Raw genomic sequence first — 24,685 nt, 5'->3', positions numbered from 1 at the left:
GCGCTTTTGGCAAACCGCGCCAGCCTTGCATGGATCGCTGTACGGATATGCTCCTCTGATGCCCAATAAAACGAAGCCCAAACCCGCTGCAGTGGTCCGCCGGACCAAGGGGCCTGTCAAGGCCACAAAGGCCACGAAGGCCAAATCGGAGCCAACCGTTTCGTTGCACCAGCGCATCCTGAGCGATATCGAGCAGAACATCCTCAGCGGCAAGTGGCAGCCAGGGCACAGGATTCCCTCCGAGCATGAGCTTGCCGATGAGTACCAGTGCTCGCGCATGACCGTCAACAAGGTGTTGACGCAACTGGCGCGCGCCAGCATGGTGGAGCGTCGGCGCAAGGCGGGCAGTTTTGTCCTGCGATCGCACTCCAGCTCGGCCGTGCTCGAAATCAACGATATTCGCGCTGAAGTGCTCGCGCTGAGCCAGCCTTACCGGTTTGAACTGATCAGTCACAAGAAGCGGCGTAGCCTGCGCGCCGACATGGCTGCGCTTGGTCTGGACAAAGCGGGTCCGGTGCTCGAACTCTGCAGCCTCCACTTTGCAGGCGCTCGGCCGTTCTGTCTGGAGTACCGGTTGATCAATCTCACCGCCGTGCCTCAAGCTGCCGCAGAAGCCTTCGAGGACGAGCCACCGGGCGCTTGGCTCGTCAGCCACGTGCCCTGGACTTCGGCGGAGCACAGAATCCGAGCCGGCGCCTCCGACGATGACATGTCAGCATTGCTGCAAGTCGCGGGTGGAACTCCATGCCTGGTGGTTCAACGCCGAACATGGACCGGCGCCAGCCCGGTGACGTTCGTGCGGGTGACCTACCCAGGGGTGGACCACGAACTGATCGCCCATTTTTCACCCACCATGGATGGCAAGTCGAGCTCACGTTGAGCGCTGTGCTGTCTGGCTTCGCCAGCCATCGAGAACCCGCGCTGACAAGGGGTTGCCATTGAACAAGCTACGGGCTGATGGGGCGGTTCTCCATGCCGGACATCAGCCGGCTCAAGGGAATTTCGCCTGAAGATATGCCCGTTTGTCTGCGGCCCAAGGTCAAAACCCATTGCTGGAATTCACGGCCAAAGGGCTTGTTCAGGGCAGAGCGGTCCCAGGCCAGGAAATACGGTTGCGGCAATTGCAGGCGGTGGTCGAAGGGCAGAACCAGCCGGCCTTCAATCAGGTCGCCGGTGATCATGGACATGGGCGCCAGCACCAACCCTCGGTCCGCCAACGCCGCGTCAATGGCTGCGCTCGACAAAGAGAATGTCAAGCTGCTGTTCACAGGCCCATCGTCCTCGCCGGCGCTGCGTGCCCAGTCCGCCCAGGTGGGTGGCGGCAGGTGAGCGCTTTCCCAGGCGATGCCAATCAGCGGCAGGCTCAGCAGCTCGGCGGGCGTGCGTATTGGGCGCGCATCGAGCAATCCTGGCGAACAGGCTGGAACCACCCAGTCGGTGAAGAGCTCGGTGAAATGGGTGTGCTGGCGCGACTGTTGGCCGTAGGAGATGCGAAAGTCGGTTCCGCCGCCCTGCAGGTCGGGTTCGATTTCCGCGCCGATCAACCGCAGCCGGGATTCTGAATGTGAGGCTTGCCAGTCAAACAGCCGCGTGCCCAGCCATTTGCTGGCCACCGAGGACAGGCAGCTCACCGTCAAGCCACTTTCGGTGCGCAGACGCCACAGGCTTTGCTGTGCGGCGCGCAGGCGGTCAAACGCGGCGCCGAGCTCCGGGTGATACAGCCGCCCCCAGGTTGAAAGCTCCATGCCTCTGCCACGCCGTTCGAACAGGCGCAGATCGAGCAGGTCTTCGAGCTTGCGAATTTGCTGGCTGACCGCGCCGGCCGACACGCCCAATTCCAGTGCGGCCGACATCACGCTTCCGGTGCGTGCCACAGCTTCGAAGGCCTGCAGGGCGCGCAAAGGGGGTAATTGCTGGGGCGGCCGTGTTGTCGAAGGGCGCACCAAAGAAGGGAGTTTTTCGGGCATCGTATATGTTTAGATTTTCTAAAGAAGAAAGCAAGTAAATTCACTTGTTGAAGCGCTTGAATTTCACTATGGTATAGACTTAAAATCGTGCAACCCCCTAGGAGAAATCGTCATGTTTTTGCGCAACGCCTGGTATGTCGCGGCCTGGGAAAACGAAGTGGGCAACAAGCCTGTGGCGGTCAAGCTGCTGGACGAAAAAATCGTGCTGTTTCGCAAGTCTGACGGCAAGGTGGCTGCGCTGGAAGACGCATGTCCGCACCGCAAGCTGCCGCTGTCCATGGGGCGCATTCATGGTGACCAGATCGAGTGTGGCTACCACGGCATGATGTTCGATTGTTCGGGCGCCTGCACCCGGGCGCCCGCCACCGATCGGCCGCCCAGCACGGCGGTGGTTCGCTCGTACCCGATGGAGGCGCGCTACGGCCTCTTGTGGATTTGGATGGGTGAGCCCGCGCTGGCCGATCCGGCCACTATCTTTGCTGTGGAACATTGGGGCGACTCGGCCTGGGGCTTGAACCAGGGTGACGGCATGCAGGTTCAATGCAACTACCAGTACATGACCGACAACCTGCTGGACCCAACGCACGTGTCCTGGGTGCACCAGAGTTCGTTTGCAGGTTCGGCCTGCGAAGACACGCCGCTGCAAACCACGGTGGCCGACAATGGCGTCACAGTGTGGCGCTGGATGAACGATGTGGACCCCGCGCCGTTTTACGCGCCCTTCCTTAAATTCGAGGGCCGTTGCGACCGCAAGCAGCAGTACGAGGTGCGCTACCCATCCAATGCGCTCATCAAGGCCGTTTTTACACCCGCCGGAACCGGCGGCGAGGGCAAACCGCCCCACGAAGATGTGTTCATCATGGACAGCTACAACTTCATGACGCCCATCGACGCCAACACGACCAAGTACTACTGGTTCCAGATGCGCAACTTCGCGCCAGACGATGCAGAGATTTCGCGTCAGTTCGCGACCTCGGTGCGCGGTGCCTTTGAGGAAGATCGCCCCATCCTGGAGGCCGTTCACCAGGGCTTTGCCGAACAACGCACGCCCAACATCGACCTGAAAATCGACGTTGGCCCGCTGCGCTTTCGCCGCCGCCTGGCCCAAATGATCAAGGAAGAGCGCGAACTTGCCGATCAGCCGGTCGTGCCGGAAGCTGCATGAGTGCGTCGACAGGGAAGGGGGGCTTTCGCCCCCTGAAAGTGATCGACAAGGTGCGTGAAAGCAGCACCATCACCTCGTTTCACCTGGAGCCGGCCGAGCCTGGCGGCTGGCGCGCTTTTGAGGCAGGGCAGTTCCTGGTTTTCAAGTTCCCGGCGGACAATGAGCGTGGGCATGTGTTGCGCACGTACAGTGTGTCCTGCGCGCCCGGCCATCCGGGGCGATACCGCATCTCGGTCAAGCGAGAGACGGCGCCGATGCCTGGCCTGCCCGACGGCTTGGGCTCTTGCTACTTGCACGACCGTGTCCAGGTGGGCGACGTGTTGATGGCCGATGGCCCGCGTGGCGACTTCTACCTGGACCGCCTCAGCGCGCGCCCCGTGGTACTGCTTTCGGGCGGCGTGGGCCTGACGCCCATGGTGGCTATGCTGCATGCGCTGGCCGAACAGAGCGATCGCCGCACGGTGTTTATCCACGCTTGCGACAACGGTGAGGTGCATGCACTCGGTGACGAGGTGCGCACGCTGGCGGGTTTGCGCAGCGGCATTGATGCGCATGTGATCTACCGTTTTCCAACCGAGGCCGACCGCGCAGCGGCACGCTTCCAGGCCGAAGGCGTGATCACGCGGGAACTGCTGCAGCGGTTGCTGCCACTCGATGATTACGAGTTCTACCTTTGCGGGCCACCACCCTTCATGCAGGCGGTGTTTCGGCTGGTGCGCAGCCTGGGCGTGGCCAAGGAGCGCATTGCCTACGAGTTCTTCGGTCCGGCGACGGTGCTGGAGCCCGACGCGGCGCTGGCCAAGCAGGCTCCGCAGCCTGCTGCGGCCCAGGCTCCGAGTGCGCCTGCCGGCGTGACAACGGCAGGCGCCGAGAGTGCCATCACCGTCACCTTCCGCAAAAGCGGCCGCAGCGCCAGCTGGGTGGACGGTGCCGAATCGCTGCTGTCGTTTGCCGAAAGCCACGGCCTCGCTCCCGAATTCAGCTGCCGTGCCGGCGTATGCGGCACCTGCAAGACCGGTCTGGTGGACGGTGAAGTCAACTACTTCGAGGAACCACTGGACGACCCTGGTGCCGGGCAGGTGCTGATTTGCTGCGCCCGGCCCAAGGGCAACCTGGTGCTGGATCTTTGATGTTTTTTTCACTATTCGAATGGCTCCCATGACCCCGTCCGCATCCGACAACCAGCCGCACGGCCTTCGTTTCAACCCCCATGTCGCTGCGCTGCCGCCGTACCACGCGGGCATGAACGTCGCGGTGGCGCGGGGTATCAGCGGTCAGCACGACATAGCGCGGCTGGCCAGCAATGAGAACCCCGAAGGCTGCTCACCGATGGTGATGACAGCGCTCGCCTCGGCCGCCTACGAGCCTTGGCGTTATGCCGACCCGGCCTGTACCGCCTTGCGCGCTGCGCTGGCCCAGAAGCTGGGTTGCGAGGCGCGGCAACTGGTGATTGGCAATGGCTCCGAAGAGCTGATTGCAGCCATTGCCCGAGCCGTCCTGGTGCCGGGCAGCCGGGTGCTAACGGTTGTGCCCAGCTTTGGTTTGCACGAAATCGAACCACTGGCCGCAGGTGCAGAAGTCGTCAAGGTGGCGATGACGCCGGCGCTGGGTTTTGACCTTGATGGCCTGGAGCGCGAACTGGCGCTTGCACCCCATGTGGCCTTTTTGTCGTCCCCGTGGAATCCCGTTGGCCCGGCACTGGACAGTTCGGCGCTGCAGCGCGTGATCAAGGCCGTCAAGCCGGGCACGCTGCTGGTGCTGGATGAAGCCTATTTTGAGTTCGCCGACCCAGGCGCTCCCGATGGCATCGAGGTGTTGCGCGCAAGCGGTGTGAGCCATGTGGTGCTGCGCACCTTTTCCAAGGCTTATGGCCTTGCCGGCTTGCGCGTGGGTTATGCCGTTTGTTCACATCCCGAGATCGCGCGAGTCCTCAGTGCGGCCAAAACGCCCTTCAACGTCAACGCCGCAGCCCAGGCTGCGGCCCTGGCAGCACTCGCCGACGAGGCCTGGATGCATGCATCCGTGGGGCGGCTGCGGCTGGAGCGTGCCCGTGTGGCCCAGGCCCTCTGTGCGCTGGGCCTGCGGGTGGCACCCTCGCAAACCAATTTCCTTTTTTTCGACGCGGGAAAAGACAGCGGCGGCGTGGCCGATACCTTGCTGCGGCAGGCGGGCATCATCGTCAAGGCCTGGCGTGAGCCCGGCTACGAGCGCTTTATCCGCGCCACCATTGGCAGTCCGGCTGAAAACGACAGGTTGATTGCCGCACTCGCGCAGATCCACCAGGCTGACCCGGTGGCCGCCTGATGCTGACGAAACTCACTGGCGCATTGCGCACCGCGCTTGGCTGCGCCCATGTTCGATCAGGCGCCGACGTGCAGGCGATGGACGTGGGCTGGCACCCCGACAATCTCGGCGCAGGCTTGGTGGCGTTGCCCGCCAACACCGCGGAAGTGGCCGAGGTGGTTCGTCTGTGCCGAGAGCACGGCGTGGCCATCGTGCCGCAGGGTGGACGCACCGGGCTGGTCGGTGGCTCGATCTCCCATGTGGGCGAAGTGATTGTGTCGTTGGCCCGCATGTCGCATATCGAATGCCTGGACGCCGTGAGCCGGATCGCGGTGGTGCAGGGCGGTGTCACGCTGGAATCGCTGCAAGGGGCCGCAGCCGCCGAAGGCCTGGAGCCAGGCATTGACATCCCTTCACGCGGCTCAGCCACCATTGCTGGCATGGTCTCGACCAACGCTGGCGGCATCATGGCGTTTCGCAATGGCGTCATGCGCCACCGCGTGCTTGGGCTGGAGGCCGTGCTGGCCGACGGGTCGGTCTATAGCGACTTGACGCGGGTCGTCAAAAACTCGGCCGGCTACGATCTCAAGCACCTGTTCATCGGTGCCGAAGGCAGCCTGGGCCTCGTGACACGTGTGGTGCTCAAGCTCGATCCGCTGCCGCAGGCCAGTGCCACCGCGTTGCTGGGTCTGCCTTCGGTACAGGCCGCGCTGGAGACCATCCGGTGGGCGATGTCCATCGAAACAGGGCATTTGCGTGCCGCCGAGGCGATGTGGCAGCGGTTCATCCAGTTGACGGCAAAGGCCCAGCATTGGAGCGAGCCGGGCATGGCACTGGACCAGCCCATTTTTTTGCTGATGTCTCTTGGTGGCGCACACGAACAGCCACTGAGGGATGCTTTTGAAACCCTGTTTGGGCAGGTGCTGGAGCACTACCCTGATGCCACCGGCATCATCGCCAGCTCAGCGCGCCAGGAACGAGACTTGTGGCGGTTGCGGGAAGACACGGACGCCCTGTACCGGGTTCACCCCGCAGCGCCGTCCTACGATGTGTCTGTGCCGCTGTCCAGCCTGGCCGACTATCTCGACAAGGTGCTGGCCGGCCTGGCGAGGATTGATTCTGCGTTGCAGCCCTATGTGTTTGGTCATTTGGCCGATGGCAATCTGCACATCATTCTGAGTCGGGCCGGAGCCTTGGCGCCCGACATGGCTGCCCGGGTCGAGTCTGTGCTCTATGGCACGTTGCAGGCGCTGGGTGGCTCTTTTTCGGCCGAGCATGGCGTGGGCTCCAAGCGGATTGGCGCCATGTTTGACACCCTGGACCCGGGCAAACTGGCGACCATGAAGACCATCAAGAACATGCTGGATCCAGACAGACTGATGAATCCGGGCAAGGTCTTGCCCGCGTCCTGAGTGCGCCGGGTCTGAGCCCTGATCAGACTGACTTTTTTCTGAACCCGAACAAGTGAGCCCCTACGAAAACCAAAGCCGCCGTTGCCTGGCAAGCAGGCCAGCCGCTGACCATTGAAACCGTCGATCTGCAAGGCCCGAAGCTGGGTGAGGTGCTGGTGGAAATCAAGGCCACGGGCATCTGCCACACCGACTACTACACGCTCTCGGGCGCTGATCCGGAAGGCATTTTTCCGGCCATCCTGGGTCATGAAGGCGCAGGCATTGTGGTCGATGTGGGCCCCGGCGTGACTTCGTTGAAAAAGGGTGACCATGTCATCCCGCTCTACACACCCGAGTGCCGCCAGTGCAAGTTTTGCCTGAGCCGCAAGACCAACCTGTGCCAACTGATCCGCGGCACCCAGGGCAAGGGCTTGATGCCCGATGCCACCAGCCGCTTCAGTCTTGATGGCAAGCCCATCTTCCACTACATGGGCACCAGCACCTTCAGCAACTACACGGTGGCGCCTGAGATTTCCCTGGCCAAGATCCGCGAAGACGCGCCGTTTGACAAGGTCTGCTATATCGGTTGCGGTGTGACCACCGGCATTGGTGCTGTGCTGTTCACCGCGAAGGTGGAGGCGGGCGCCAACGTGGTGGTGTTTGGCCTGGGCGGCATTGGCCTGAACGTGATCCAGGGCGCCAAGATGGTGGGTGCCGACAAAATCATCGGCGTGGACATCAACCCCGCGCGCCAGGACATGGCGCGCAAGTTCGGCATGACGCACTTCATCAACCCCAAAGAGGTTGAGAACGTGGTTGATGCGGTTGTCCAGCTCACCGATGGCGGTGCCGACTACAGCTTTGAATGCATCGGCAACACCAAGGTGATGCGCGAGGCCCTGGAGTGCACCCACAAAGGCTGGGGCCGCAGCATCATCATTGGCGTGGCCGAAGCCGGCGCAGAGATTTCCACGCGTCCGTTCCAGCTGGTCACCGGTCGCAAGTGGGAGGGCTCAGCCTTCGGCGGCGCGCGTGGGCGCACCGACGTGCCAAAAATCGTGGACTGGTACATGGAAGGCAAGATCAACATCGACGATCTCATCACCCACACCATGCCGCTGGAAGACATCAACAAGGGATTCGATTTGATGAAACGCGGCGAGTCGATCCGTGGGGTGGTGATTTTCTGACATGGTCTGCGTGGCAAAGCGCGGGCAAGCGTCTCGAGTTGCCCACGGTGTGTTGCTGCCGATCCACAACTGACCAGCAAAGCCACAAAGTGCTGATGTTTGAGTACGGTGCCAAACACCGGCCCAAAGAATAGGGAAAGCCCGATGGATCTGAGATCTACCGGGCTTCTTTCATGGCGGTTCGGATGCCTGGGTGCCTATCCGGTGGATGGGTTGGCCCGGCGCTCGATCGGCGCGGGCCTGGCCTCAATCAGTTCACCATGACCAGCTTGCCCTTCACCGAACGCGATCCCATGATCTCGAAGGCTTTGGGCAGTTCGCTCATGGGCAGGGTCTGGTCGACGACGGGCTTGATCTGGCCCTTGCCATACATCGTGGCCAGCTGCTGCATCATCTCGGCGTTGGCTTTGGGTTCGCGGCGGGCGAAGTCGCCCCAGAACACGCCCACGATACTGGCGCCCTTGAGCAGGGTGAGGTTCAGCGGCAGGGCAGGGATGGGACCGCTGGCGAATCCCACCACGAGGTAGCGGCCGCGCCAGGCGATGGAGCGAAAAGCCGGCTCTGCGAATGCGCCACCGACCGGGTCGTAAACGATGTCAGGCCCTTTGCCGTCGGTCAGGCGTTTGATTTCTTCGCGCAAACCCTTTTCAGGTGTGTGCACGCTGTAGTTGATCGTGGCATCAGCGCCCAGTGACGTGCACAAGGCGCATTTTTCGTCGGTGGACGCAGCCGCGATGACCCGAGCGCCAGCCGCCTTGGCGATCTGGATGGCCGAGGTGCCCACGCCGCCGGCCGCGCCCAGTATCAGGACCGTCTCACCCGCCTTCAGGGCGCCACGATCCATCAGGCCGTGCCAAGAGGTGGCGTAGATCATGATGAAGGCCGCAGCGTCCACAGGCGGGAAGCCTGGGGGCAGGGGCATGCACAGGGCGGCCGGGGCCAAGGTGTGGGTGCCAAAGCCGCCGGTGCCGCTCAGGCAGGCCACGCTCTGGCCAATTTTCAGGTGGGTGACACCTTCGCCGAGCGCTCGCACAACGCCTGCGTATTCCGAGCCTGGCACAAAGGGCAGCGGCGGCTTCATCTGGTATTTGTTCTGCACGATCAGCAGGTCGGGAAAGTTCAGGCTGGCGGCCTGAATTTCGATCAGCACTTCGCCTTTTTTGGGCTCGGGGGTCGGCAGCTCTTTCCAGGTCAGGGCCTCAACGCCTACGGGGTTTTCACATAGCCAGGCTTTCACGGGGATCTCCTTGAATTCAGGGTGGGCGAAGTACTGCATCGACCCGGTGCACCAGGCAGGGGCGAATAAGAACCTTCTTGACGGTTCATGATAGGCAGGTGCGACCGGCGATGTGAGCGGGAGAACCCGTTTTCTGTCCCGATTGCGACCGGTCAAATCCCTGCGCTTGCAAGCCACAGAAATGCTGTCCTCGCTCTAAAATCGTAACAATGAAAATACTCATCTCCAATGACGACGGCTATCAGGCGCCGGGTATCGTTGCCTTGTACGAAGCGCTCAGGGTGTTGCCAGGCGTCGAAGTGGAGGTGGTGGCGCCCGAACACAACAACAGCGCCAAGTCCAATGCCTTGAGCCTGCATTCACCCTTGTATGTGCACACAGCGCCCAACGGCTTTCGCTATGTCAACGGCACGCCTGCCGACTGCGTGCACATCGCTTTGACCGGTTTGCTGGGCTACCGGCCCGATCTGGTGGTCTCGGGGATCAACAACGGAGCCAACATGGGCGACGACACCATTTACTCCGGTACGGTGGGTGCAGCCATGGAGGGTTATCTCTTTGGAATTCCTGCCATTGCTTTCTCCCAGGTGGAAAAAGGCTGGGCCCACCTGGACGCCGCCGGGCAAAAAGCGGCCGAGCTGGTGACGCGTTTGCTGCCTTCTTTGAAGGCGACCGGTGCGCCAACAGCGCCCTGGCTGCTGAATGTGAACATTCCCAACCGCCCGGCCGCCGATATCCATGGGTTCAAGGTGGCTCGGCTGGGGCGTCGTCATGCGGCCGAACAGGTGATATCGCAAACCAACCCGCGGGGTGACACCATGTACTGGATTGGCAGCGCGGGCGCGGCCAAAGACGGTGCCGAGGGCACAGATTTCCACGCCAGTGCGGCGGGTTTTGCGACCATCACACCGCTGCAGGTCGACCTCACAGACCATGAACGCTTGCCCTATTGGGCGCCTTTGGCGGCCCTGTTGTCTCAAGCAGCGGGGACTTCAGCGTGAAACGCCCGGGCGGCCCCTCAACCCCAGGCACTTCCCCATTGGGCGCGGGCAAGCCACGGCCGGGATTTCCTGCCAGGCTGGTGACGGGGGCACCGTCCATGGTCGCCAGGCCGTCGGCTTCGGTCACCCCGCGGCCGGCAGCGCCGTTGGGCCCACCCATTCGCCCCGCCGTGACGGGCCTTGTGGAGTCCAGACCAGCCCAGGCGAGCGGCTTTGGAACCGGCTCCCAGGCGGTTCGTGTGGACATGGTGCGCAAGTTGCAGGCCCAGGGCATCAGCCATACCGGGGTGCTCATGGCCATGCAAACGGTGGAACGCCACCGTTTTGTGGACAGCGCGCTGGCCAATCAGGCTTATGAAGACACCAGTTTGCCCATCGGCCTGGGCCAGACGATCTCAAAACCCAACGTGGTGGCGCGCATGCTGGAGCTGATGTGCCAGGGGCGCACGGAGAAGCTGGGCCGGGTGCTGGAAATTGGCACCGGCTGTGGCTATCAGGCCGTGGTGCTGAGCCATTTGTCACAAGAGGTGTATTCCATCGAGCGTTTGCGCGGTTTGCACGAAAAGGCAAGGGAGAATGTGCGGACGCTGCGCGTGGCCAACCTGCACCTCATTTTTGGTGACGGGATGTTAGGCTTCCCCAAGGGAGCCCCTTATGCGGCGATCATTGCGGCAGCGGGTGGTGAAGCCATTCCCCAGGCCTGGATTGACCAGCTCGCGGTGGGTGGGCGTTTGGTGGCGCCCGCTGTGACGGTGCGTGGACATCAGCATCTGGTGGTGATTGACAAGACCGCCAGGGGTGTGGAGCGCTCGGAGCTCGAGGCGGTGCACTTCGTGCCTCTAAAATCAGGTATCGCGTGAAGCGCGACCCGCACGTTGCGGGATGTGTGATTCAGGATCGTCGCGGTCGCAGACACGCGGCGCCTTACAGGTGGGAGTTTTCTCGATGAACAGTATGAATGCCACGACTCTTTCGGCCGATGGGCTGGGCTCTCGTAGGAGCTGGCGCAGTGTGGGTTTGAGCGTGGGGCTCGTGGGTGTGGTTTTGCTGGCAGGTTGCTCAACACGCAGCGTGTCGGGACCCGCTCCTGTGGAAGACCGCACAGGCGGAAAAATGACCGATGTGAAACCTTTGCCTGGCGCAGAGAACGCAGGCAAGCCGGGTTATTTCACTGTCCGCCCTGGCGACACCCTCTACCGCATTGCGCTGGAGAGTGGGCAGAGCCCGCGTGATGTGCAGACCTGGAACAACCTCACCAACCCCAATTTGATTGAGGTCGGTCAGGTGCTGCGTGTGGCGCCGCCCGCCGGTGCCAATGCTGTGGCAATGGCACCCGTGCCGGGTGCCGCTGGTGTGACCGCCGCGCCTGTGGCGACACAGGGTGTGGTGGCGCGTCCGCTCAACGGCACCGCAGCCACCGCGCCCTTGCCTGCGCCGGGGGCTGGTCCCGCGCCTGTGGCCGTTGCTCCCGCCACCCCTGTGCCAGAGCCTGTCCAGGCCGGTGAAGAAGTGAATTTTGTCTGGCCAGCGCAAGGCTCCGTGATCTCGCAGTTCGACGAGGCCAAAAACAAGGGCGTTGCGATCGCGGGTCGCGTGGGTGATCCCGTGGTGGCCGCCGCTGACGGCCGGGTCGTGTACGCCGGCGCAGGCCTGCGGGGCTACGGCAACCTGATCATCCTCAAGCACAACAGCACCTTCCTCACCGCCTACGCGCACAACCAGGCTTTGCTGGTGAGGGAAGACCAGGCCGTGAAGCAGGGGCAAAAAATCGCCGAGATGGGCAGCAGCGATGCCGACCGCGTCAAGCTGCACTTCGAGGTGCGCCGCAACGGCAAGCCCGTCGACCCCATGGGCTACCTGCCCAAGAACTGATCGCTGCGGCAGCCGCTGGCCCATCCCATGGTCTGGCCCGTTCTGGTCTTTGACATCGAGTCCATTCCGGATGTGGCGGGGCTGCGGGCGTTGCGCGGCGAGTCGCCTGAGTCCACCGACGAGCAGGTGTATGCCGGCTGGCTTGCTGAGCGCAAGGAAAAGGGCCAGAGCGACTTCATGCCGCTGTACCTGCAGCGCATCCTGGTGATCAGCTGCGTGTTTCGCAACGCCGATGGTCTGCGCATCCATTCGTTTGTCGATCGCGATGGCTTGAGCGAAGGCAAGGTGGTCCAGACCTTTTTTCATGCCATTGAAAAACACACCCCTCAGTTGGTGAGCTGGAACGGGAGCGGCTTTGACTTGCCGGTTTTGCATTACCGCGGCCTGCGGCACGGGGTGGAGGCGGGCAAGTACTGGGACCTGGGTGAAGACGAGCGCGAATTCAAGTGGAACAACTACATCAGCCGGTACCACATGCGCCACCTGGACCTGATGGACTTGCTGGCCATGTACAACCCCCGAAGCAACGCGCCCCTGGACGCCATGGCCAAGCTCTGTGGGTTTCCAGGCAAACTGGGCATGGATGGCTCGCAGGTGTACGCCCAGTACCTGGCAGGGCAAACCGAAGAGGTGCGCCGCTACTGCGAAACCGACGTCATGAACACCTACCTGGTGTATTGCCGGTTTCAGAAGATGCGGGGCGGATTCACCGAGGCCGAGTATCAGCAGGAAGTGGCCTACGTCAAAGAGACGCTGGGGCAACTGGCACCTGCCGAATCCCACTGGGGCGAGTATCTTGAGGCCTGGACCTGAGCGGTCGGGCGAAGGAAGGCCTCAGGCCTGAGACAATCAGGGGATGAGCGCTTCAAAAACCCACGAAAACAGCTTGGCCACCACGGCCAACGACACCCCCAATCCCTACGCTGACGCAACGCCTGCGCTGCCCGATGGCTGGCTGGCCGTTGAATCCATGGACATCGATGCCCAAGGCATCGCCCACCGGCCTGATGGCAAAGTGGTCTTCATTGAGGGCGCTTTGCCTTTTGAAGTCGTCAGCACCAGCGTGCACCGCAAGAAGGCCAACTGGGAGGCGGGTGTGGTCACGGCCATCCACAAAGAGTCGGCTCAGCGGGTTCGTCCGGGTTGTCCCCATTTTGGCTTGCACGCGGGTGCCTGCGGTGGCTGCAAGATGCAGCACCTGCACGAAGGCGCCCAGGTGGCGGTCAAACAGCGAGTGCTGGAAGACAACCTGTGGCACCTGGGCAAGGTTAGGCCGGAAACGATGATGCGCCCGATTGAAGGTCCGGCCTGGGGATACCGCTACCGGGCCCGTCTGTCGGTGCGCTATGTGCACAAGAAGGGCGAGGTGCTGATCGGTTTCCACGAGCGAAAGAGCCGTTATGTGGCCGACATGAAGGTGTGCCATGTGCTGCCCCCCCATGTGAGCGCCATGCTGATGCCCCTGCGTGAGATGGTTTTCAACATGGATGCGCGCGAAACGCTGCCGCAAATCGAGCTGGCCTGTGGCGACAGCGTGACGGCGATGGTGCTTCGCCACATGGAGCCGCTGAGCGATGGCGACGTGGGCAAGCTGCGAGCGTTTGCCTCCTTGCATGGTGTGCAGTGGTGGTTGCAATCCAAGGGGCCGGACACCGTGTGTTTGCTCGATGCCCCAGCGAGCGAGGCAGAAACCTTGTCGTACGCTTTGCCAGCCTTTGGCATCTCCATGCCTTTCAAGCCGACCGATTTCACCCAGGTCAACCCACACATCAACCAGGTGCTGGTCTCGCGCGCTTTGCGCTTGCTCGATGCCCAGCCCCACGAACGTGTGATCGACTGGTTTTGTGGCCTCGGTAACTTCACCTTGCCGATTGCCACCATGGCGGGCGAGGTGGTGGGGATCGAAGGCAGCGAGGCGCTGGTGGCCCGTTCGCGCGATAACCTGATCCACAATCAGGCCGGGCGCGCCCGGCCCCTCGCGCCGATCACGTTTGTGGCGCGCAACCTGTTCGAAATGACGCCTATGCTGCTGGTCGCCGACGGAGCGGCTGACAAGTGGCTGGTGGACCCACCTCGCGAAGGCGCCTTTGCGCTGGCGCAGACGCTCGCCGACATGCACCAGCTCACGGAGAAGCCCGAGGGCTGGACACCGCCGAAGCGCATTGTCTATGTCAGCTGCAATCCGGCCACGCTGGCGCGCGATGCGGGCTTGCTGGTGAACCAGGCGGGCTACCGTTGCACGTTGGCTGGGGTGGTGAACATGTTTCCGCACACCGCTCACGTCGAGAGCATGGCGGTGTTCGAGCGGGTGGACTGAATCAATGGGGTGCCGGGGCGGTGCCGCCGGCGGCGTCAGGACTTGTGCGCTTTCTGGCCGTGGCCGTCAGCTTCGTCAGCCGGCGTGGCGGGTGGATCTGACGCGGTCGACCCCGTCTCGGAAGGCATTCCCAGGATTTCGTTGTCACGCATGTATTGATCCATTTCCTTCCAACCACTGAACATGGCGGCCTTGGTCGCTTTTGGGTTGGTCTGGAAACAGGCTTCGATGCTGCGCACCGCGTGCCGACAACCGCTGCCAATGGCGTGGGCCTCGGCATCTTTTTTGGCGGCTACCTGGGGCGCGGTTTCGATGCCCAGGGCATCACAGCCGGCCAGTGCCGTGGCGGCCAGGAGCAAGCAGGTGGTGAGGGCAGTGTGTCGCATGGAGTGGTGTCCGGTATGTACCTTGTTTCGGCAGATTGGCCATCAGCTTGAGGCCGTTCTCCAGCCGGTTGCTGGCGACAAGCCGAAAAAAAGGGCCCGAAGGCCCTTTTGGGGTGTCGCTGTTCCGAGCGATCAGTCGTCGCCGCCAAAGATGCCCAGCAGGGCCAGCAGGCTCTGGAAGATGTTGAACAGGCTGAGGTACAGGCCCAGGGTTGCGGTGATGTAGTTGGTTTCGCCGCCATCGACAATGCGCTTGAGGTCGTACAGCAGGTACATGCTGAACACGGCGATGGCCAGGGTGGCGATCACGGCCATGCCCATGGTGCTGCCCACGAACACGTTGATGATGGCGCCAAACATGATGGCCAAGGCACCGGCGAACAACCACTTGCTCATGCCGGAGAGGTCTCGCTTGATGATGGTTGACAGGTTGGCCATGACGAAGAACACGCCGGCTGTGCCGCCAAAGGCCGTCATGATCAGGCTCGCACCATTGCTGAAACCGAGCACGGCCGCCAGCATGCGGGACAGCATCAGGCCCATGAAGAAGGTGAAGGCCAGCAGCACGGGGACGCCGGCCGCAGAGTTCTTCGTTTTCTCGATGGCGTACATGAAGCCAAAGGCGCCGCCCAGAAACACGATCAGGCCCATGCCGCCGCCGAGGCCTGCGGTGATGCCGGTGGCGACACCGATCCAGGCACCGAGCACTGTGGGCAGCATGGACAGGGCCAGCAGCCAGTAGGTGTTGCGCATCACCTTGTTGCGCTCGCCGGCGCTGGAGACGGCGGAGCCGAAGCGGCCGGAAGAAAGGGGTTGGTTCATAAGGGTCTCCTTGAACGTGTAGCAATTCATCGATCGGCCGGAAGGCCGAGCTGCACCCATTGTAGAAGGCATGGACTTCAGGTGCGGCCTGAGGGGGCAAATTCAACCCTGGACGGAATTCCCCGGCACTTCAACGCAAGTCAATCGACTTGTGACTTCAATGCCGGGAATGAATGGGTTAAGGTTGCCGGGTTGGCGGGCCGATGTGGCTGGCCGTGCACCCGGTCATGTGATCCGGAGAATGGGAAAAAGTTCATGAAAAACAAGGCTGTACTCGAATTCGCTGACGTCAAACAAATCGCGGCTGCGGCCGAGGCCGAGGCCCTGAAGAACCAGTGGGCGGTGACGATCGCGATTGTGGACGATGGCGGCCACCTGTTGTGGTTGCAGCGGCTGGATGGCGCTGCTGCTTTGTCTGCGCACATCGCCCCGGCCAAGGCCCATACGGCCGCTTTGAGCCGCAAAGACAGCAAGTTCTACGAAGATCTGGTGAATCAGGGGCGCACATCGTTCCTCAGTGCACCGGCTGTGTCGGGCTTGCTGGAGGGTGGCGTTGCCATCATGAAAGATGGCCAGTGCCTGGGTGCTGTGGGCGTGAGCGGCGTCAAGTCGTCGGAAGACGCTCAGATTGCGCGCGCGGGCATTGCTGCTGTTGGCCTCTGAACCCGTTCAGGCCATGAGCCGAAAAAGGGCCGCTGTCAGCGGCCCTTTTTTTTGGTCAGTGATCGTGAAAAAAAAGACTGGCTAGGGGAGGTGTACTCGATGGCTGGTCCAAAAGCGGATCCGAAGTGCGGTCTGCACCTCGGGTCGCCCCACGATGAAAAAACGGGGGGTGTATGGCCTGGGTTGTACCTACTTGGTCAGGATAAGCTTGCCCTGACGGGTGGTTTGCAGGCGGTAAACGTTGCCGTTGTGTTCGATAGCCACGGCGCTTTGCCCGCGCATGACTTCATGGCTCTGAATGCGATGGGCGGCCTTGGGCGGGGCAGCGACGCCCGCAGGGGATTTGTCGTTGGCGTTTGATGGGGTGTCGGGCGTCGTCGCTCGGTCGGGTGGGCTGTTCATGGGCGGGTCCTGGCAGGTCGGATGGGGTCGTACCGGATCGGGTTGGATCAGGGGGCTTTGGGTTGGGTGATGAACCCGATCCTGCTCAGGCCGGCTCGCTGCGCTGCGGCCATGGCCAGAGCCACACGCTCGTAGCGAACGTCTTTGTCGGCCCTGATGTGCAGCTCGGGCTGCGTCGTCTGCGCGGCCGCGCTGAGCAGGTATTGCTCGAGCTCGGCATCGGCCACCGGGACATCGTTCCAGAAGTACTCGCCGCCTGCATCGACCGTGAGCCGGACGTTTTCGGGCTTGTCAATCGCCTTTTGGTGGCTGGCTTGAGGCAGGTCGACTTTGACCGCGTGGTTGATCACCGGCACAGTGATGATGAAGATGATGAGCAGCACCAGCATGACGTCGATGAACGGGATCATGTTGATCTCGCTGAGCATCTGGTCGCTGTCGTCCTGGGTTCCGATGGCCATGGTGTCAGCCTCGCTTCATGGGGAGCACCTTGCCGTCGTCGCTGCCCACGGTCACCCGGGCGCCGGTGACAAAGTAGGCGTGGAGGTCGTTGCCAAAGCGGTTGAGCCGGTGTGTGATGCCTTTGTTGCCGCGCACCAGGGCGTTGTAGCCGAGCACGGCAGGGATGGCCACGAGCAGGCCCAACGCCGTCATGATCAAGGCCTCGCCGATAGGCCCCGCCACTTGGTCGATGCTGACCTGGCCTGCGGCGCCAATGCCGAGCAACGCGTGGTAGATGCCCCAGACGGTGCCGAACAGACCCACAAATGGCGCTGTGGAGGCGATGGATGCGAGCATGGTCAGGCCGCTTTGGGCCCGCGCCGTGAAATCGTCCAGGCTGTTGCGCAAAGAGCGCTCGACCCAGTCGCTCACATCGAGTGCATCGTGCAGTTGGGTGCCGCTTTTGCCATCCCTGTGCAGGATGTGGCGGGTCGCCTCGCGGCCTTCGGTGGCGAGGGCCCGGAAGGGGTTGCCATCCTGGTTGCCGAGCTTGTCCACTCCTTCGGCGAAATCGGCGCTGTGCCAGAAGCTCTCACACGCTTTGGCTTGCCGGCGGTGGCCACGCTGATCGAGGAATTTCCACAGGATGATGATCCAGGTGGCCAAGGACATGAGCAGCAGGACCAGGGCGACGGTGCGGGTGACGGCGTCGCCCTGGGTCCAGACGTGGGCGAGGCCAGAGGTGGCGATGTGGGGTTCCATGGGCTTGGGGGTCTCTAGAAGGAATGGATGGAAAAAGGGGTGCGCTTTAGTCGAGCCCGAAGTCGATCGGAATGCTGAACCACATAGCCTCAGGAACACCGTCGCGCTTGCCGGGCACGTAGCGCCACCGGAGCGTGGCTTGTAAGGCCGCTTGATCGAGCCGGTAGTAACCGCTGGACGTCTTGATGCTGGCCTGGCCGGCAGTTCCATCGACCGCAATCAGCGCAAGGATCACCACGCGGCCTTGTTCTCTCAGGCGGTTGGACAGTGGAGGATAGGGCGGTGGGGCGTTGTTCAGGAAGCTTGCGTTGCTGGATGGCAGCACGACTCTGGGCGGAGCTGGTGGCGCAGGGGGCGCCGCTGGTTTGACCGGCTTGGCGTCCACAGGTGCGCTCACCGCCGGAGCCAGAGAGGGTGCCTCGCTTTCGGTGGCTGGTGGGCTGAGCGTTGGTATCGGAACCGGTTCGACCGCCGGCCTGGGCACCGGTTTAGGCGTGGGCCTTGGCTTGGGCTGAGCCGCCGGGGTCGGGGCGGGCTGCTGCGGTTCCGGCACTGGCTCGGGCGCCGGTGCTATCTGGGGCTGCGGCAGCTCAATGAACTCGACCAGGACTTCCACAGGCACCACCTGTTCTACCGCACGGCGCACGAATCCGGCTTGCAAGGCCCACAGGGCGATCGCATGAAAGGTGACCACGCTGGCCACGATCAAAACGGGTCGTTTCATGTTCGATGGATTGCTCGGCGTCAGGAGGGCGGCTTCGGGTGGCAAGTTGAGGCTGGCGCGGGCAGAAATCATAGTTTAGTGGCGGGCTGCGGCAGCGAGGCTGAGGCGTTTCAGGCTGGGATGCCGGGGAAAAGTCGCAAAGTAGGGCACAACGCCCAACTCATCGCTTGAAGACCCACCAGGCGGCCACGCCAACGAAGGTGAAGCTGCCCGCCAGAACGCTCAGACTAAGGATCATGGGTGTGTATTCCTGAGGGATGGTTGCTGTTACATCGTGATGGATCATTATAAATGCAAATGATTCGTATTTGAATAAACTTAGACTGTTTGCACAAAAAATCCAGTGTGGACATCCGGTTCCTTCAAAGCGTGTGAGCGCGAGTTGGCCAAGTGGAATCCACGATGCCGAGGGTGGCCGCTTCGTCCAGTGAACGGCAACCACACAACGCCATGGCGATCTCCAGCTCGTCACGCAACAGCCGGAGCACATGGGCAACGCCCGTCGCGCCCGCATTCGCCAGGCCGTGGAGGACGGGGCGTCCAACCAGCACCGCGCTCGCGCCAAGGGCCATGGCCTTGAGCACATCGGTACCACGCCGGATGCCACCATCAACCAGAACGGGAACCTCTGAACCCACGGCTTGCAGCACCGCCGGCAGCAGGTGGGCGGTGGCGGGCATGGTGTCCAGTGTGCGCCCGCCATGGTTGGAGACAATCACCCCGACTGCGCCACAGGCCACGGCTTGTTGGGCGTCGAGCGGGTGGGTGATGCCTTTGAGGATGACGGGCAGGTGGGTGATGGAGCGCAACCATGTCACGTCTTCCCAGGAGGGGGCATGGGTCATGAGATCGTCAAACAGCCGGCTTTGCCCTGCCTGGAGCTCACGAGGGCGGGGCGCCACGCGACCCGCGAGGTTGACCGCAGCAAGCTCTGGCGGTCGCCGGTACCCGGTGCGACGCTCCCGCTCGCGGGCGCCTTGAACGGGCGCATCCACGGTGAGCACCAAGGCTTCGTAGCCAGCGGTCTCCACGCGCTGTATCAGTTTGCGTACAAAAGCCCGGTCGGGCAGCATGTAAAGCTGGAACCACAGAGGCCCTCGGCTGGGCTCAGTCAGCACGAGTTGGGCGACGTCTTCCAGCAGGGTGGTGGCCTGGGTGCTGAGCACCATGCCGGCGCCCAAAACCGCCGCGGCCAATGCTGTGGCTTGTTCTGCATGCGGGTGTGCGAGGCGCTGATACGCCATGGGAGCGACCAGGATAGGGTGAGCCAGGCTGCGCCCGAGCAGGGAGACGCGGGTGTGGCCCCCGGCTACCGAGCGCAGCACGCGGGGGCGCAGGGGAATGCGTTGCCAGGCCCGCATGTTGTCTCGCAGGGTGATTTCGTCCGCTGCCCCACCGTTGAAGTAGGCCAGCGTTTGTGGCGACAACACGGTGTTGACCCTGTCCTCGTGGTCGGCCAGAGTGACCACGCCGTCTGGCAGCATCGTGCGCAGCGGCGGCGTGTGGGGGCTCAAGCGATCCGGCGCAGGGTCGCCCCAAACCGGATCAGCCCCCTCAGGGGGCAGCGACCCGCGCAGCGGTGGAGGGTAGGGGCTCAAGCGATCCGGCGCAGGGCCGCCCCAAGCCGGATCGGCCCCCTCGGGGGGCAGCGACCCGCGCAGTGGTGCAGGGTAGGGGCTCAAGCGATCCGGCGCAGGGCCGCCCCAAGCCGGATCGGCCCCCTCGGGGGGCAGCGACCCGCGCAGTGGTGCAGGGTAGGGGCTCAAGTGATCCGGCGCAGGGCCGCCCCAAGCCGAATCAGCCCCCTCGGGGGGCAGCGACCCGCGCAGTGGTGCAGGGTAGGGGCTCAAGCGATCCGGCGCAGGGCCGCCCCAAGCCGGATCGGCCCCCTCGGGGGGCAGCGACCCGCGCAGTGGTGCAGGGTTGGGGCTCAAGCGATCCGGCGCAGGGCCGCCCCAAGCCGGATCAGCCCCCTTGGGGGGCAGCGACCCGCGCAGCGGTGGAGCGTGGGGGCTCATGTACTCGCCCACATGCGCAACAGGTTGTGATACGTGCCGGTGATGGCCGTGGTCTCAGGCGTTTCGCCATGCTGGCTGCGCAGCGCGAGCAGGTTCATATCGAGGTCGTACAAAAGGCGGCGCTGTTCATCGCTGCGCACCATGCTTTGCACCCAGAAGAAGCAGGCCAGGCGGTGGCCTCGGCTGACCGGGGTCACCTCGTGCAAGCTGGTGCCGGGGTACAGAACGGCATGTCCGGCCGGCAACTTGATGGCTTGGGTGCCATAGGTGTCGCTCACGTTGAGCTCACCGCCATCGTAATCATCGGGTTCGTTCAGGAACACGGTGCACGAAATGTCGGTGCGCACATAGTCGGTTTGGCCAGCTTCGCCCGCTTTGAGCCGGATGGCGTTGTCGACGTGTGGGCCATAAGCGTTTGTATCGTCGCCGTAGCGGTTGACCCGTGGTGTGAAGATGCGCAGCGGCAAGGCTGCACTGAAGAATATGGGAGAGCGGTTCAGACCGTTCAACACCAGCGTTCGAATGGCCAGGGCTGCTTCGCAGTCGTGGGGCAGCTGCTGGTTGTTCTTGACGGCTCGCGCCTGCCGACCCGCGCTCTCGGTCCCGTTGCCCCATGGCGCACTTTGCATCAGCTGTTGTGCCTGTTGCACTTCGGATAGCGACAGGATGTCGGGGAGGTTGAGGAGCATGGATCGTCGGAGGCGGCGCAAGGAGCGCCCTGTGCCCAGGAGTTCGTGAATGAGTGAACGAATGAATAGGGGAAAAAGGGACCTTTCTCGCCAGGTGGTGAGATGGGCCCTTTTTTCCCTCAGGAACGAGACGCCGAAAGCATCAGAATTTCAAGCTCGCCGTGACTTGCAACGTGCGACCCGCGCCGGGGATGTAGTGTCCGGTGTAGAGCTGGTCGGCGTAGAGCTTGTTGGTCACGTTGGTGAGATTGGCTTTGAGTGCGATTCGATCGAAATCAAAGGTGTACTCCGCCATCAGGTCGCCCGTGACGTAGGCGTCTGCCTCCCAGCCCGGGTTGCGGTTAGGCGACTGCTTGCCGCGGAAATTCAGGCCTGCGCCTACCCGAAAGCGAGGGGTCAACTTGTAGGTGCTCCACACCGTGCCCGAGTGCTCAGGTGTGAGCGAGGGGCGGGTGCCTTGGCCTTCTGAGCCTGGTACACCGATGTCGATATTGGCGACGGGCATCCACACATAGGAGCCGTAAACTTCCCACTGCGGCGTGATGCGGCCCGTGATGTCGGTCTCGAAGCCGGCCACATGGCGCTTGCCCGACAGGGTCACCAAATTGACATCGGGATCGGTGTTGCGTTCGTGCAGCTTGGTGGAGCGGAAAACGGCCAGGCGGGTGGTGAAATTGCCGTCGGCCGAGTCGAGCTTGGCACCGATTTCGAGGTTGATGGCCTGCTCTGGCGGCACATCCACGTTGTCTGCGCTGAGCGAGTAGGCGTCGCCTGAGGTGTTGAACGACGTAGCGGCCGAGAAATGGTACGACTGGCGTGCGCTGGGCTGGAGCAACACGCCTGCGCGCTGGCTCCACTCCGAAACGTTCATTTTGTAGCTTCCGGGGTTGTTGCTGGAGAAGCTGTCGTAGGCGCCCGTGAGGTTGTCGTATCGCAGGCCGGCCAGCAGCTTCCACATCGGTGCGATCTGCACCAGATCCTGCACATAAGCGCCGTAGCCTTGTGACAGGTATTGGCTGTTGGTGGTCAGGGTGCGTGCCCCTTCGTCGATCCACGCCCCGTCGTTGGGTGTACCTGCTTCGGTTCTTGGCTTGGACACGGAAGAGGCCGCGAAAACGATCTTCTCTTCCCGCGCCGCATCGACACCCGCCTGCAGTTCGTGGCGCAGACCCAGTGCTTCGAATTTGCCGCTGAAATCGCTTTGGGCATACACCGTGTCCAGATCCTGCACCTTCGTGTGATTGCCCCGGGTGAGCACGGTATTGGGGCCGAAGGTATCCAACGCCACCGAGCTCGGGCAGTCGGTGTTGGTGGGCAAGCCTGTCTGGCGGCTCAGACCACTGGTGCACAGCCGCACCGCGCCCGAGCGCTGGTCTCGGGTGTAAGCGCCACGCCGAACTTTGGTGGTGAGGCTGTTCTCGTTGTCAAAGCGGTGGATGTGGCTTAACGTGAGCGTGCTGGCCGAGCCATCGCTGTAGTCGCTGCCCATGCCGTAGGCGGCATCGGGGTCGAGTGGCAACAGCGTGGTCGCACTGGCACCCGAACCGACGGTGGGTTTGATCCAAGGCAGGCCGTAGTTGATGCCGTTGTTGTTGTCGAGGTGGTACACGCTGGCGGAGAACTCGTCTCGTTCGCCGATGCCCCATCGGTAGTCCGCTGAGATGCCGCTTTTGTCGATGCTGCTGCCGGCGCCGTTGTTGTCGGCCTTGGTGACCATGGCCCCCAGGCGAAGAGCTGCGCTGTCGCCTGTCTTGATGTTGAAGTCTCCCACCGCTCGCTTGTAGGCGTGGCTGCCCAGTGTGAGATCAACCTGGTTTTCGTCAATCAGGCGCGGCACCCTGTTGACCATGTTGACTGCGCCGCCGGTGGAGCCACGGCCAAACAACATGGAAGCAGAGCCCCGCAGAAGTTCGACCCGGTCCAGATTGAAAGTGTCGCGGTCATAAAAAGCGGGGTCGCGCAGGCCGTCGACAAACACGTCGCCTGTGGCCTGCAGACTGAAGCCGCGCAGTTTGATGTCTTCTTCGCCGCCTTCGGCCGCCAGGAAGCTGATGCCGCCGGTGTTCTTCAGCACCGCCTTGAGCGTGTCGAGGTTGCGGTCATCGATGAGTTTCTCGGTGACCACGGTGACCGATTGCGGGATGTCGCGCAATTTTTGGTTGCCTTTGCCGATTTGCGTGTCGGTGGCGCGAAGGGCGTCTTTGCCCTCGGGTGCTTCGGCCTTTTCCCGCACAAACACCGTGGGCAAAGTGCCAGCAGTTGCTGGCGCAGCGCCTGGTGTGGGGCTTTGAGCATGGGCGTTGATCGATCCGGCCAATAAGAGCGCGCCCAGAGGGAGCAAGGCAGGGTGATTCAGAGAGGCATCGATCCGGGGACGGACGGCAGCGCGGCGGGGCGCCGCAGGAAGGCGTTTGGACATGGGGGCAGCTGAGCAAGGAGGTTGTTGGCTGGCTGCAATGTCGAGGCACCGTGGCTGGCTGAGAGGATAATCTTAATCGAAATGCGAACGATTCGCAATGATGTTGGTGGGATTGCAACGCTTTGTGCGGTGCACCAGTAAAAAACTATCGACGGCATAGGGACTATCAATGTGGGTAATCGATAGTTCTGCGCTATGATTAATCCTGTTGCGATGCACAAAACAGCGCAAACGCATTTATCAACCGCTCTCTACAAGGAAGAATATGTCGATCATCAACGCGCTCTCGCTCATCAACACCAAGGTCCAGCCGTTCAAGGCCCAAGCGTTTCAGCAAGGCAAATTCATCGAAGTCACCGACAAAGACTTGCAAGGCAAGTGGTCGGTGTTGATTTTCATGCCCGCCGCTTTCACCTTCAACTGCCCCACCGAAGTGGAAGACGCAGCCGACAACTACGCCGAGTTCCAGAAGGCCGGTGCCGAGGTTTACATCGTGACCACCGACACCCACTTCTCGCACAAGGTTTGGCATGAGACCTCGCCCGCCGTGGGCAAGGCCAAGTTCCCCATGATCGGTGACCCGACCCACCAACTGACCCGCGGTTTTGGCGTGCACATTGAAGAAGAAGGTTTGGCGCTGCGCGGCACCTTCATCATCAACCCCGAAGGCGAAATCAAGACGATGGAAGTGCACGACAACGCCATCGCCCGCGACGTGAAGGAAACCCTGCGCAAGCTCAAAGCCGCTCAGTACGTGGCCAAGAACCCAGGCCAGGTGTGCCCTGCCAAGTGGAACGAGGGCGAAAAGACGCTGACGCCTTCTTTGGACCTCGTCGGCAAGATCTGACCCCCCCGCGCCGCACCCGGCGGCGCGTCACCCCCTCAAGGGGGCAACGCTGGCGGACTGGCAGAGCCAGACCCGCGGCGTTCTGGGTT

At 62.7% G+C, this 24,685-nt stretch carries 24 protein-coding genes; 13 read left to right on the top strand and 11 right to left on the bottom strand.

Features of this window, described 5'->3' with window-relative positions; translation table 11 throughout:
- Window positions 1-58: 58 nt before the first annotated feature.
- On the top strand, window positions 59-880 hold the full coding sequence (gene hutC, locus E5678_RS07345; protein WP_136177912.1) for a histidine utilization repressor: 822 nt from the start codon (window positions 59-61) through the stop codon (window positions 878-880).
- A 67-nt stretch (window positions 881-947) separates the two neighbouring features.
- Here the strand turns inward: hutC and E5678_RS07340 are convergent, their stop codons facing one another.
- Window positions 948-1,967, bottom strand: coding sequence for a LysR substrate-binding domain-containing protein (locus tag E5678_RS07340; RefSeq protein ID WP_136177911.1), 1,020 nt, complete (start codon window positions 1,965-1,967; stop codon window positions 948-950).
- A 112-nt stretch (window positions 1,968-2,079) separates the two neighbouring features.
- On the opposite strand from E5678_RS07340, the gene E5678_RS07335 reads away from it, so the two are divergent.
- From E5678_RS07335 to E5678_RS07315, 5 genes are all read left to right on the top strand, one after another.
- Window positions 2,080-3,132, top strand: coding sequence for an aromatic ring-hydroxylating dioxygenase subunit alpha (locus E5678_RS07335; RefSeq protein ID WP_136177910.1), 1,053 nt, complete (start codon window positions 2,080-2,082; stop codon window positions 3,130-3,132).
- Window positions 3,129-4,262, top strand: a complete 1,134-nt coding sequence (locus E5678_RS07330; RefSeq protein WP_136177909.1) for a 2Fe-2S iron-sulfur cluster-binding protein — start codon at window positions 3,129-3,131, stop codon at window positions 4,260-4,262. The genes E5678_RS07335 and E5678_RS07330 overlap by 4 nt, the downstream gene beginning before the upstream one ends.
- Before the next feature lie 28 nt (window positions 4,263-4,290).
- A complete protein-coding gene (gene hisC / locus E5678_RS07325) occupies window positions 4,291-5,436 on the top strand; it encodes a histidinol-phosphate transaminase (RefSeq protein WP_136177908.1) in 1,146 nt (381 codons plus the stop codon).
- On the top strand, window positions 5,436-6,827 hold the full coding sequence (locus tag E5678_RS07320) for an FAD-binding oxidoreductase (RefSeq protein ID WP_136177907.1): 1,392 nt from the start codon (window positions 5,436-5,438) through the stop codon (window positions 6,825-6,827). The genes hisC and E5678_RS07320 overlap by 1 nt, the downstream gene beginning before the upstream one ends.
- A 104-nt stretch (window positions 6,828-6,931) precedes the next feature.
- Window positions 6,932-7,996 (top strand): S-(hydroxymethyl)glutathione dehydrogenase/class III alcohol dehydrogenase, encoded by a 1,065-nt coding sequence (locus E5678_RS07315; RefSeq protein WP_136177906.1) that lies wholly within the window; start codon window positions 6,932-6,934, stop codon window positions 7,994-7,996.
- Window positions 7,997-8,246: 250 nt separating this feature from the next.
- Here the strand turns inward: E5678_RS07315 and E5678_RS07310 are convergent, their stop codons facing one another.
- A complete protein-coding gene (locus E5678_RS07310; RefSeq protein WP_136177905.1) occupies window positions 8,247-9,233 on the bottom strand; it encodes an NADPH:quinone oxidoreductase family protein in 987 nt (328 codons plus the stop codon).
- A 209-nt stretch (window positions 9,234-9,442) separates the two neighbouring features.
- Here E5678_RS07310 and surE point away from each other — a divergent pair, with 209 nt between their 5' ends.
- The 5 genes from surE to rlmD all read left to right on the top strand — a co-directional run bounded on the left by surE (window position 9,443) and on the right by rlmD (window position 14,423).
- Window positions 9,443-10,234 carry a 5'/3'-nucleotidase SurE gene (gene surE / locus E5678_RS07305; RefSeq protein WP_136177904.1) on the top strand — a complete coding sequence of 264 codons (792 nt, stop codon included), beginning with the start codon at window positions 9,443-9,445 and terminating at the stop codon, window positions 10,232-10,234.
- A 98-nt stretch (window positions 10,235-10,332) separates the two neighbouring features.
- Window positions 10,333-11,094: a protein-L-isoaspartate(D-aspartate) O-methyltransferase gene (locus E5678_RS07300; RefSeq protein WP_136177903.1), complete on the top strand. Its 762-nt coding sequence runs from the start codon at window positions 10,333-10,335 to the stop codon at window positions 11,092-11,094.
- A 94-nt stretch (window positions 11,095-11,188) separates the two neighbouring features.
- On the top strand, window positions 11,189-12,106 hold the full coding sequence (locus tag E5678_RS07295; RefSeq protein WP_136180677.1) for a peptidoglycan DD-metalloendopeptidase family protein: 918 nt from the start codon (window positions 11,189-11,191) through the stop codon (window positions 12,104-12,106).
- A 27-nt stretch (window positions 12,107-12,133) separates the two neighbouring features.
- On the top strand, window positions 12,134-12,919 hold the full coding sequence (locus E5678_RS07290) for a 3'-5' exonuclease (RefSeq protein ID WP_136177902.1): 786 nt from the start codon (window positions 12,134-12,136) through the stop codon (window positions 12,917-12,919).
- Between the two features lie 73 nt (window positions 12,920-12,992).
- Window positions 12,993-14,423 (top strand): 23S rRNA (uracil(1939)-C(5))-methyltransferase RlmD, encoded by a 1,431-nt coding sequence (gene rlmD / locus E5678_RS07285; RefSeq protein ID WP_247597006.1) that lies wholly within the window; start codon window positions 12,993-12,995, stop codon window positions 14,421-14,423.
- A 35-nt stretch (window positions 14,424-14,458) separates the two neighbouring features.
- On the opposite strand, the gene E5678_RS07280 is transcribed toward rlmD, so the two are convergent.
- Both E5678_RS07280 and E5678_RS07275 read right to left on the bottom strand, forming a co-directional pair.
- On the bottom strand, window positions 14,459-14,809 hold the full coding sequence (locus E5678_RS07280; RefSeq protein ID WP_210732005.1) for a hypothetical protein: 351 nt from the start codon (window positions 14,807-14,809) through the stop codon (window positions 14,459-14,461).
- Window positions 14,810-14,941: 132 nt separating this feature from the next.
- The gene (locus E5678_RS07275; protein WP_136177900.1) at window positions 14,942-15,631 is read right to left on the bottom strand and encodes a Bax inhibitor-1 family protein; all 690 of its coding nucleotides are present in this window, start codon (window positions 15,629-15,631) and stop codon (window positions 14,942-14,944) included.
- 255 nt (window positions 15,632-15,886) lie between these two features.
- Here E5678_RS07275 and E5678_RS07270 point away from each other — a divergent pair, with 255 nt between their 5' ends.
- A complete protein-coding gene (locus E5678_RS07270; RefSeq protein ID WP_136177899.1) occupies window positions 15,887-16,294 on the top strand; it encodes a heme-binding protein in 408 nt (135 codons plus the stop codon).
- 189 nt (window positions 16,295-16,483) lie between these two features.
- On the opposite strand, the gene E5678_RS07265 is transcribed toward E5678_RS07270, so the two are convergent.
- From E5678_RS07265 to E5678_RS07235, 7 genes are all read right to left on the bottom strand, one after another.
- On the bottom strand, window positions 16,484-16,696 hold the full coding sequence (locus tag E5678_RS07265) for a hemin uptake protein HemP (RefSeq protein WP_136177898.1): 213 nt from the start codon (window positions 16,694-16,696) through the stop codon (window positions 16,484-16,486).
- Between the two features lie 47 nt (window positions 16,697-16,743).
- On the bottom strand, window positions 16,744-17,157 hold the full coding sequence (locus E5678_RS07260; RefSeq protein WP_136177897.1) for a biopolymer transporter ExbD: 414 nt from the start codon (window positions 17,155-17,157) through the stop codon (window positions 16,744-16,746).
- A 4-nt stretch (window positions 17,158-17,161) separates the two neighbouring features.
- Complete coding sequence (locus E5678_RS07255; protein WP_136177896.1) at window positions 17,162-17,899, bottom strand: MotA/TolQ/ExbB proton channel family protein; 738 nt, start codon at window positions 17,897-17,899, stop codon at window positions 17,162-17,164.
- A gap of 46 nt (window positions 17,900-17,945) precedes the next feature.
- Window positions 17,946-18,623: an energy transducer TonB gene (locus tag E5678_RS07250; RefSeq protein WP_136177895.1), complete on the bottom strand. Its 678-nt coding sequence runs from the start codon at window positions 18,621-18,623 to the stop codon at window positions 17,946-17,948.
- A 362-nt stretch (window positions 18,624-18,985) separates the two neighbouring features.
- Window positions 18,986-20,107 carry an alpha-hydroxy acid oxidase gene (locus tag E5678_RS07245; protein ID WP_136180676.1) on the bottom strand — a complete coding sequence of 374 codons (1,122 nt, stop codon included), beginning with the start codon at window positions 20,105-20,107 and terminating at the stop codon, window positions 18,986-18,988.
- A gap of 530 nt (window positions 20,108-20,637) precedes the next feature.
- On the bottom strand, window positions 20,638-21,330 hold the full coding sequence (locus E5678_RS07240; RefSeq protein ID WP_136177894.1) for a Fe2+-dependent dioxygenase: 693 nt from the start codon (window positions 21,328-21,330) through the stop codon (window positions 20,638-20,640).
- A 142-nt stretch (window positions 21,331-21,472) separates the two neighbouring features.
- On the bottom strand, window positions 21,473-23,749 hold the full coding sequence (locus tag E5678_RS07235) for a TonB-dependent siderophore receptor (protein ID WP_136177893.1): 2,277 nt from the start codon (window positions 23,747-23,749) through the stop codon (window positions 21,473-21,475).
- 265 nt (window positions 23,750-24,014) lie between these two features.
- Here E5678_RS07235 and ahpC point away from each other — a divergent pair, with 265 nt between their 5' ends.
- Window positions 24,015-24,596: an alkyl hydroperoxide reductase subunit C gene (gene ahpC / locus E5678_RS07230; protein WP_136177892.1), complete on the top strand. Its 582-nt coding sequence runs from the start codon at window positions 24,015-24,017 to the stop codon at window positions 24,594-24,596.
- Window positions 24,597-24,685 lie beyond the last annotated feature (89 nt).

Source organism: Hydrogenophaga sp. PAMC20947 (genome assembly GCF_004795855.1).
Lineage (GTDB): Bacteria > Pseudomonadota > Gammaproteobacteria > Burkholderiales > Burkholderiaceae_C > Hydrogenophaga.
The sequence above is the reverse complement of the archived record's forward strand: the minus strand, read 5'-3'. Positions and strand labels throughout refer to the sequence as shown.

What these genes read in the sequence shown, in the direction of transcription:
- E5678_RS07245 (WP_136180676.1), bottom strand. Translation starts at nt 20,107, where the DNA reads ATGCTGCCAGACGGCGTGGTCACTCTGGCCGACCACGAGGACAGGGTC.
- E5678_RS07240 (WP_136177894.1), bottom strand. Translation starts at nt 21,330, where the DNA reads ATGCTCCTCAACCTCCCCGACATCCTGTCGCTATCCGAAGTGCAACAG.
- E5678_RS07270 (WP_136177899.1), top strand. Translation starts at nt 15,887, where the DNA reads ATGAAAAACAAGGCTGTACTCGAATTCGCTGACGTCAAACAAATCGCG.
- surE (WP_136177904.1), top strand. Translation starts at nt 9,443, where the DNA reads ATGAAAATACTCATCTCCAATGACGACGGCTATCAGGCGCCGGGTATC.
- E5678_RS07320 (WP_136177907.1), top strand. Translation starts at nt 5,436, where the DNA reads ATGCTGACGAAACTCACTGGCGCATTGCGCACCGCGCTTGGCTGCGCC.
- E5678_RS07235 (WP_136177893.1), bottom strand. Translation starts at nt 23,749, where the DNA reads ATGTCCAAACGCCTTCCTGCGGCGCCCCGCCGCGCTGCCGTCCGTCCC.
- E5678_RS07265 (WP_136177898.1), bottom strand. Translation starts at nt 16,696, where the DNA reads ATGAACAGCCCACCCGACCGAGCGACGACGCCCGACACCCCATCAAAC.
- E5678_RS07295 (WP_136180677.1), top strand. Translation starts at nt 11,189, where the DNA reads ATGAATGCCACGACTCTTTCGGCCGATGGGCTGGGCTCTCGTAGGAGC.
- E5678_RS07280 (WP_210732005.1), bottom strand. Translation starts at nt 14,809, where the DNA reads ATGCGACACACTGCCCTCACCACCTGCTTGCTCCTGGCCGCCACGGCA.
- E5678_RS07275 (WP_136177900.1), bottom strand. Translation starts at nt 15,631, where the DNA reads ATGAACCAACCCCTTTCTTCCGGCCGCTTCGGCTCCGCCGTCTCCAGC.
- E5678_RS07290 (WP_136177902.1), top strand. Translation starts at nt 12,134, where the DNA reads ATGGTCTGGCCCGTTCTGGTCTTTGACATCGAGTCCATTCCGGATGTG.
- E5678_RS07300 (WP_136177903.1), top strand. Translation starts at nt 10,333, where the DNA reads ATGGTCGCCAGGCCGTCGGCTTCGGTCACCCCGCGGCCGGCAGCGCCG.
- hisC (WP_136177908.1), top strand. Translation starts at nt 4,291, where the DNA reads ATGACCCCGTCCGCATCCGACAACCAGCCGCACGGCCTTCGTTTCAAC.
- ahpC (WP_136177892.1), top strand. Translation starts at nt 24,015, where the DNA reads ATGTCGATCATCAACGCGCTCTCGCTCATCAACACCAAGGTCCAGCCG.
- E5678_RS07340 (WP_136177911.1), bottom strand. Translation starts at nt 1,967, where the DNA reads ATGCCCGAAAAACTCCCTTCTTTGGTGCGCCCTTCGACAACACGGCCG.
- E5678_RS07250 (WP_136177895.1), bottom strand. Translation starts at nt 18,623, where the DNA reads ATGAAACGACCCGTTTTGATCGTGGCCAGCGTGGTCACCTTTCATGCG.
- hutC (WP_136177912.1), top strand. Translation starts at nt 59, where the DNA reads ATGCCCAATAAAACGAAGCCCAAACCCGCTGCAGTGGTCCGCCGGACC.
- E5678_RS07255 (WP_136177896.1), bottom strand. Translation starts at nt 17,899, where the DNA reads ATGGAACCCCACATCGCCACCTCTGGCCTCGCCCACGTCTGGACCCAG.
- E5678_RS07335 (WP_136177910.1), top strand. Translation starts at nt 2,080, where the DNA reads ATGTTTTTGCGCAACGCCTGGTATGTCGCGGCCTGGGAAAACGAAGTG.
- E5678_RS07330 (WP_136177909.1), top strand. Translation starts at nt 3,129, where the DNA reads ATGAGTGCGTCGACAGGGAAGGGGGGCTTTCGCCCCCTGAAAGTGATC.
- E5678_RS07260 (WP_136177897.1), bottom strand. Translation starts at nt 17,157, where the DNA reads ATGGCCATCGGAACCCAGGACGACAGCGACCAGATGCTCAGCGAGATC.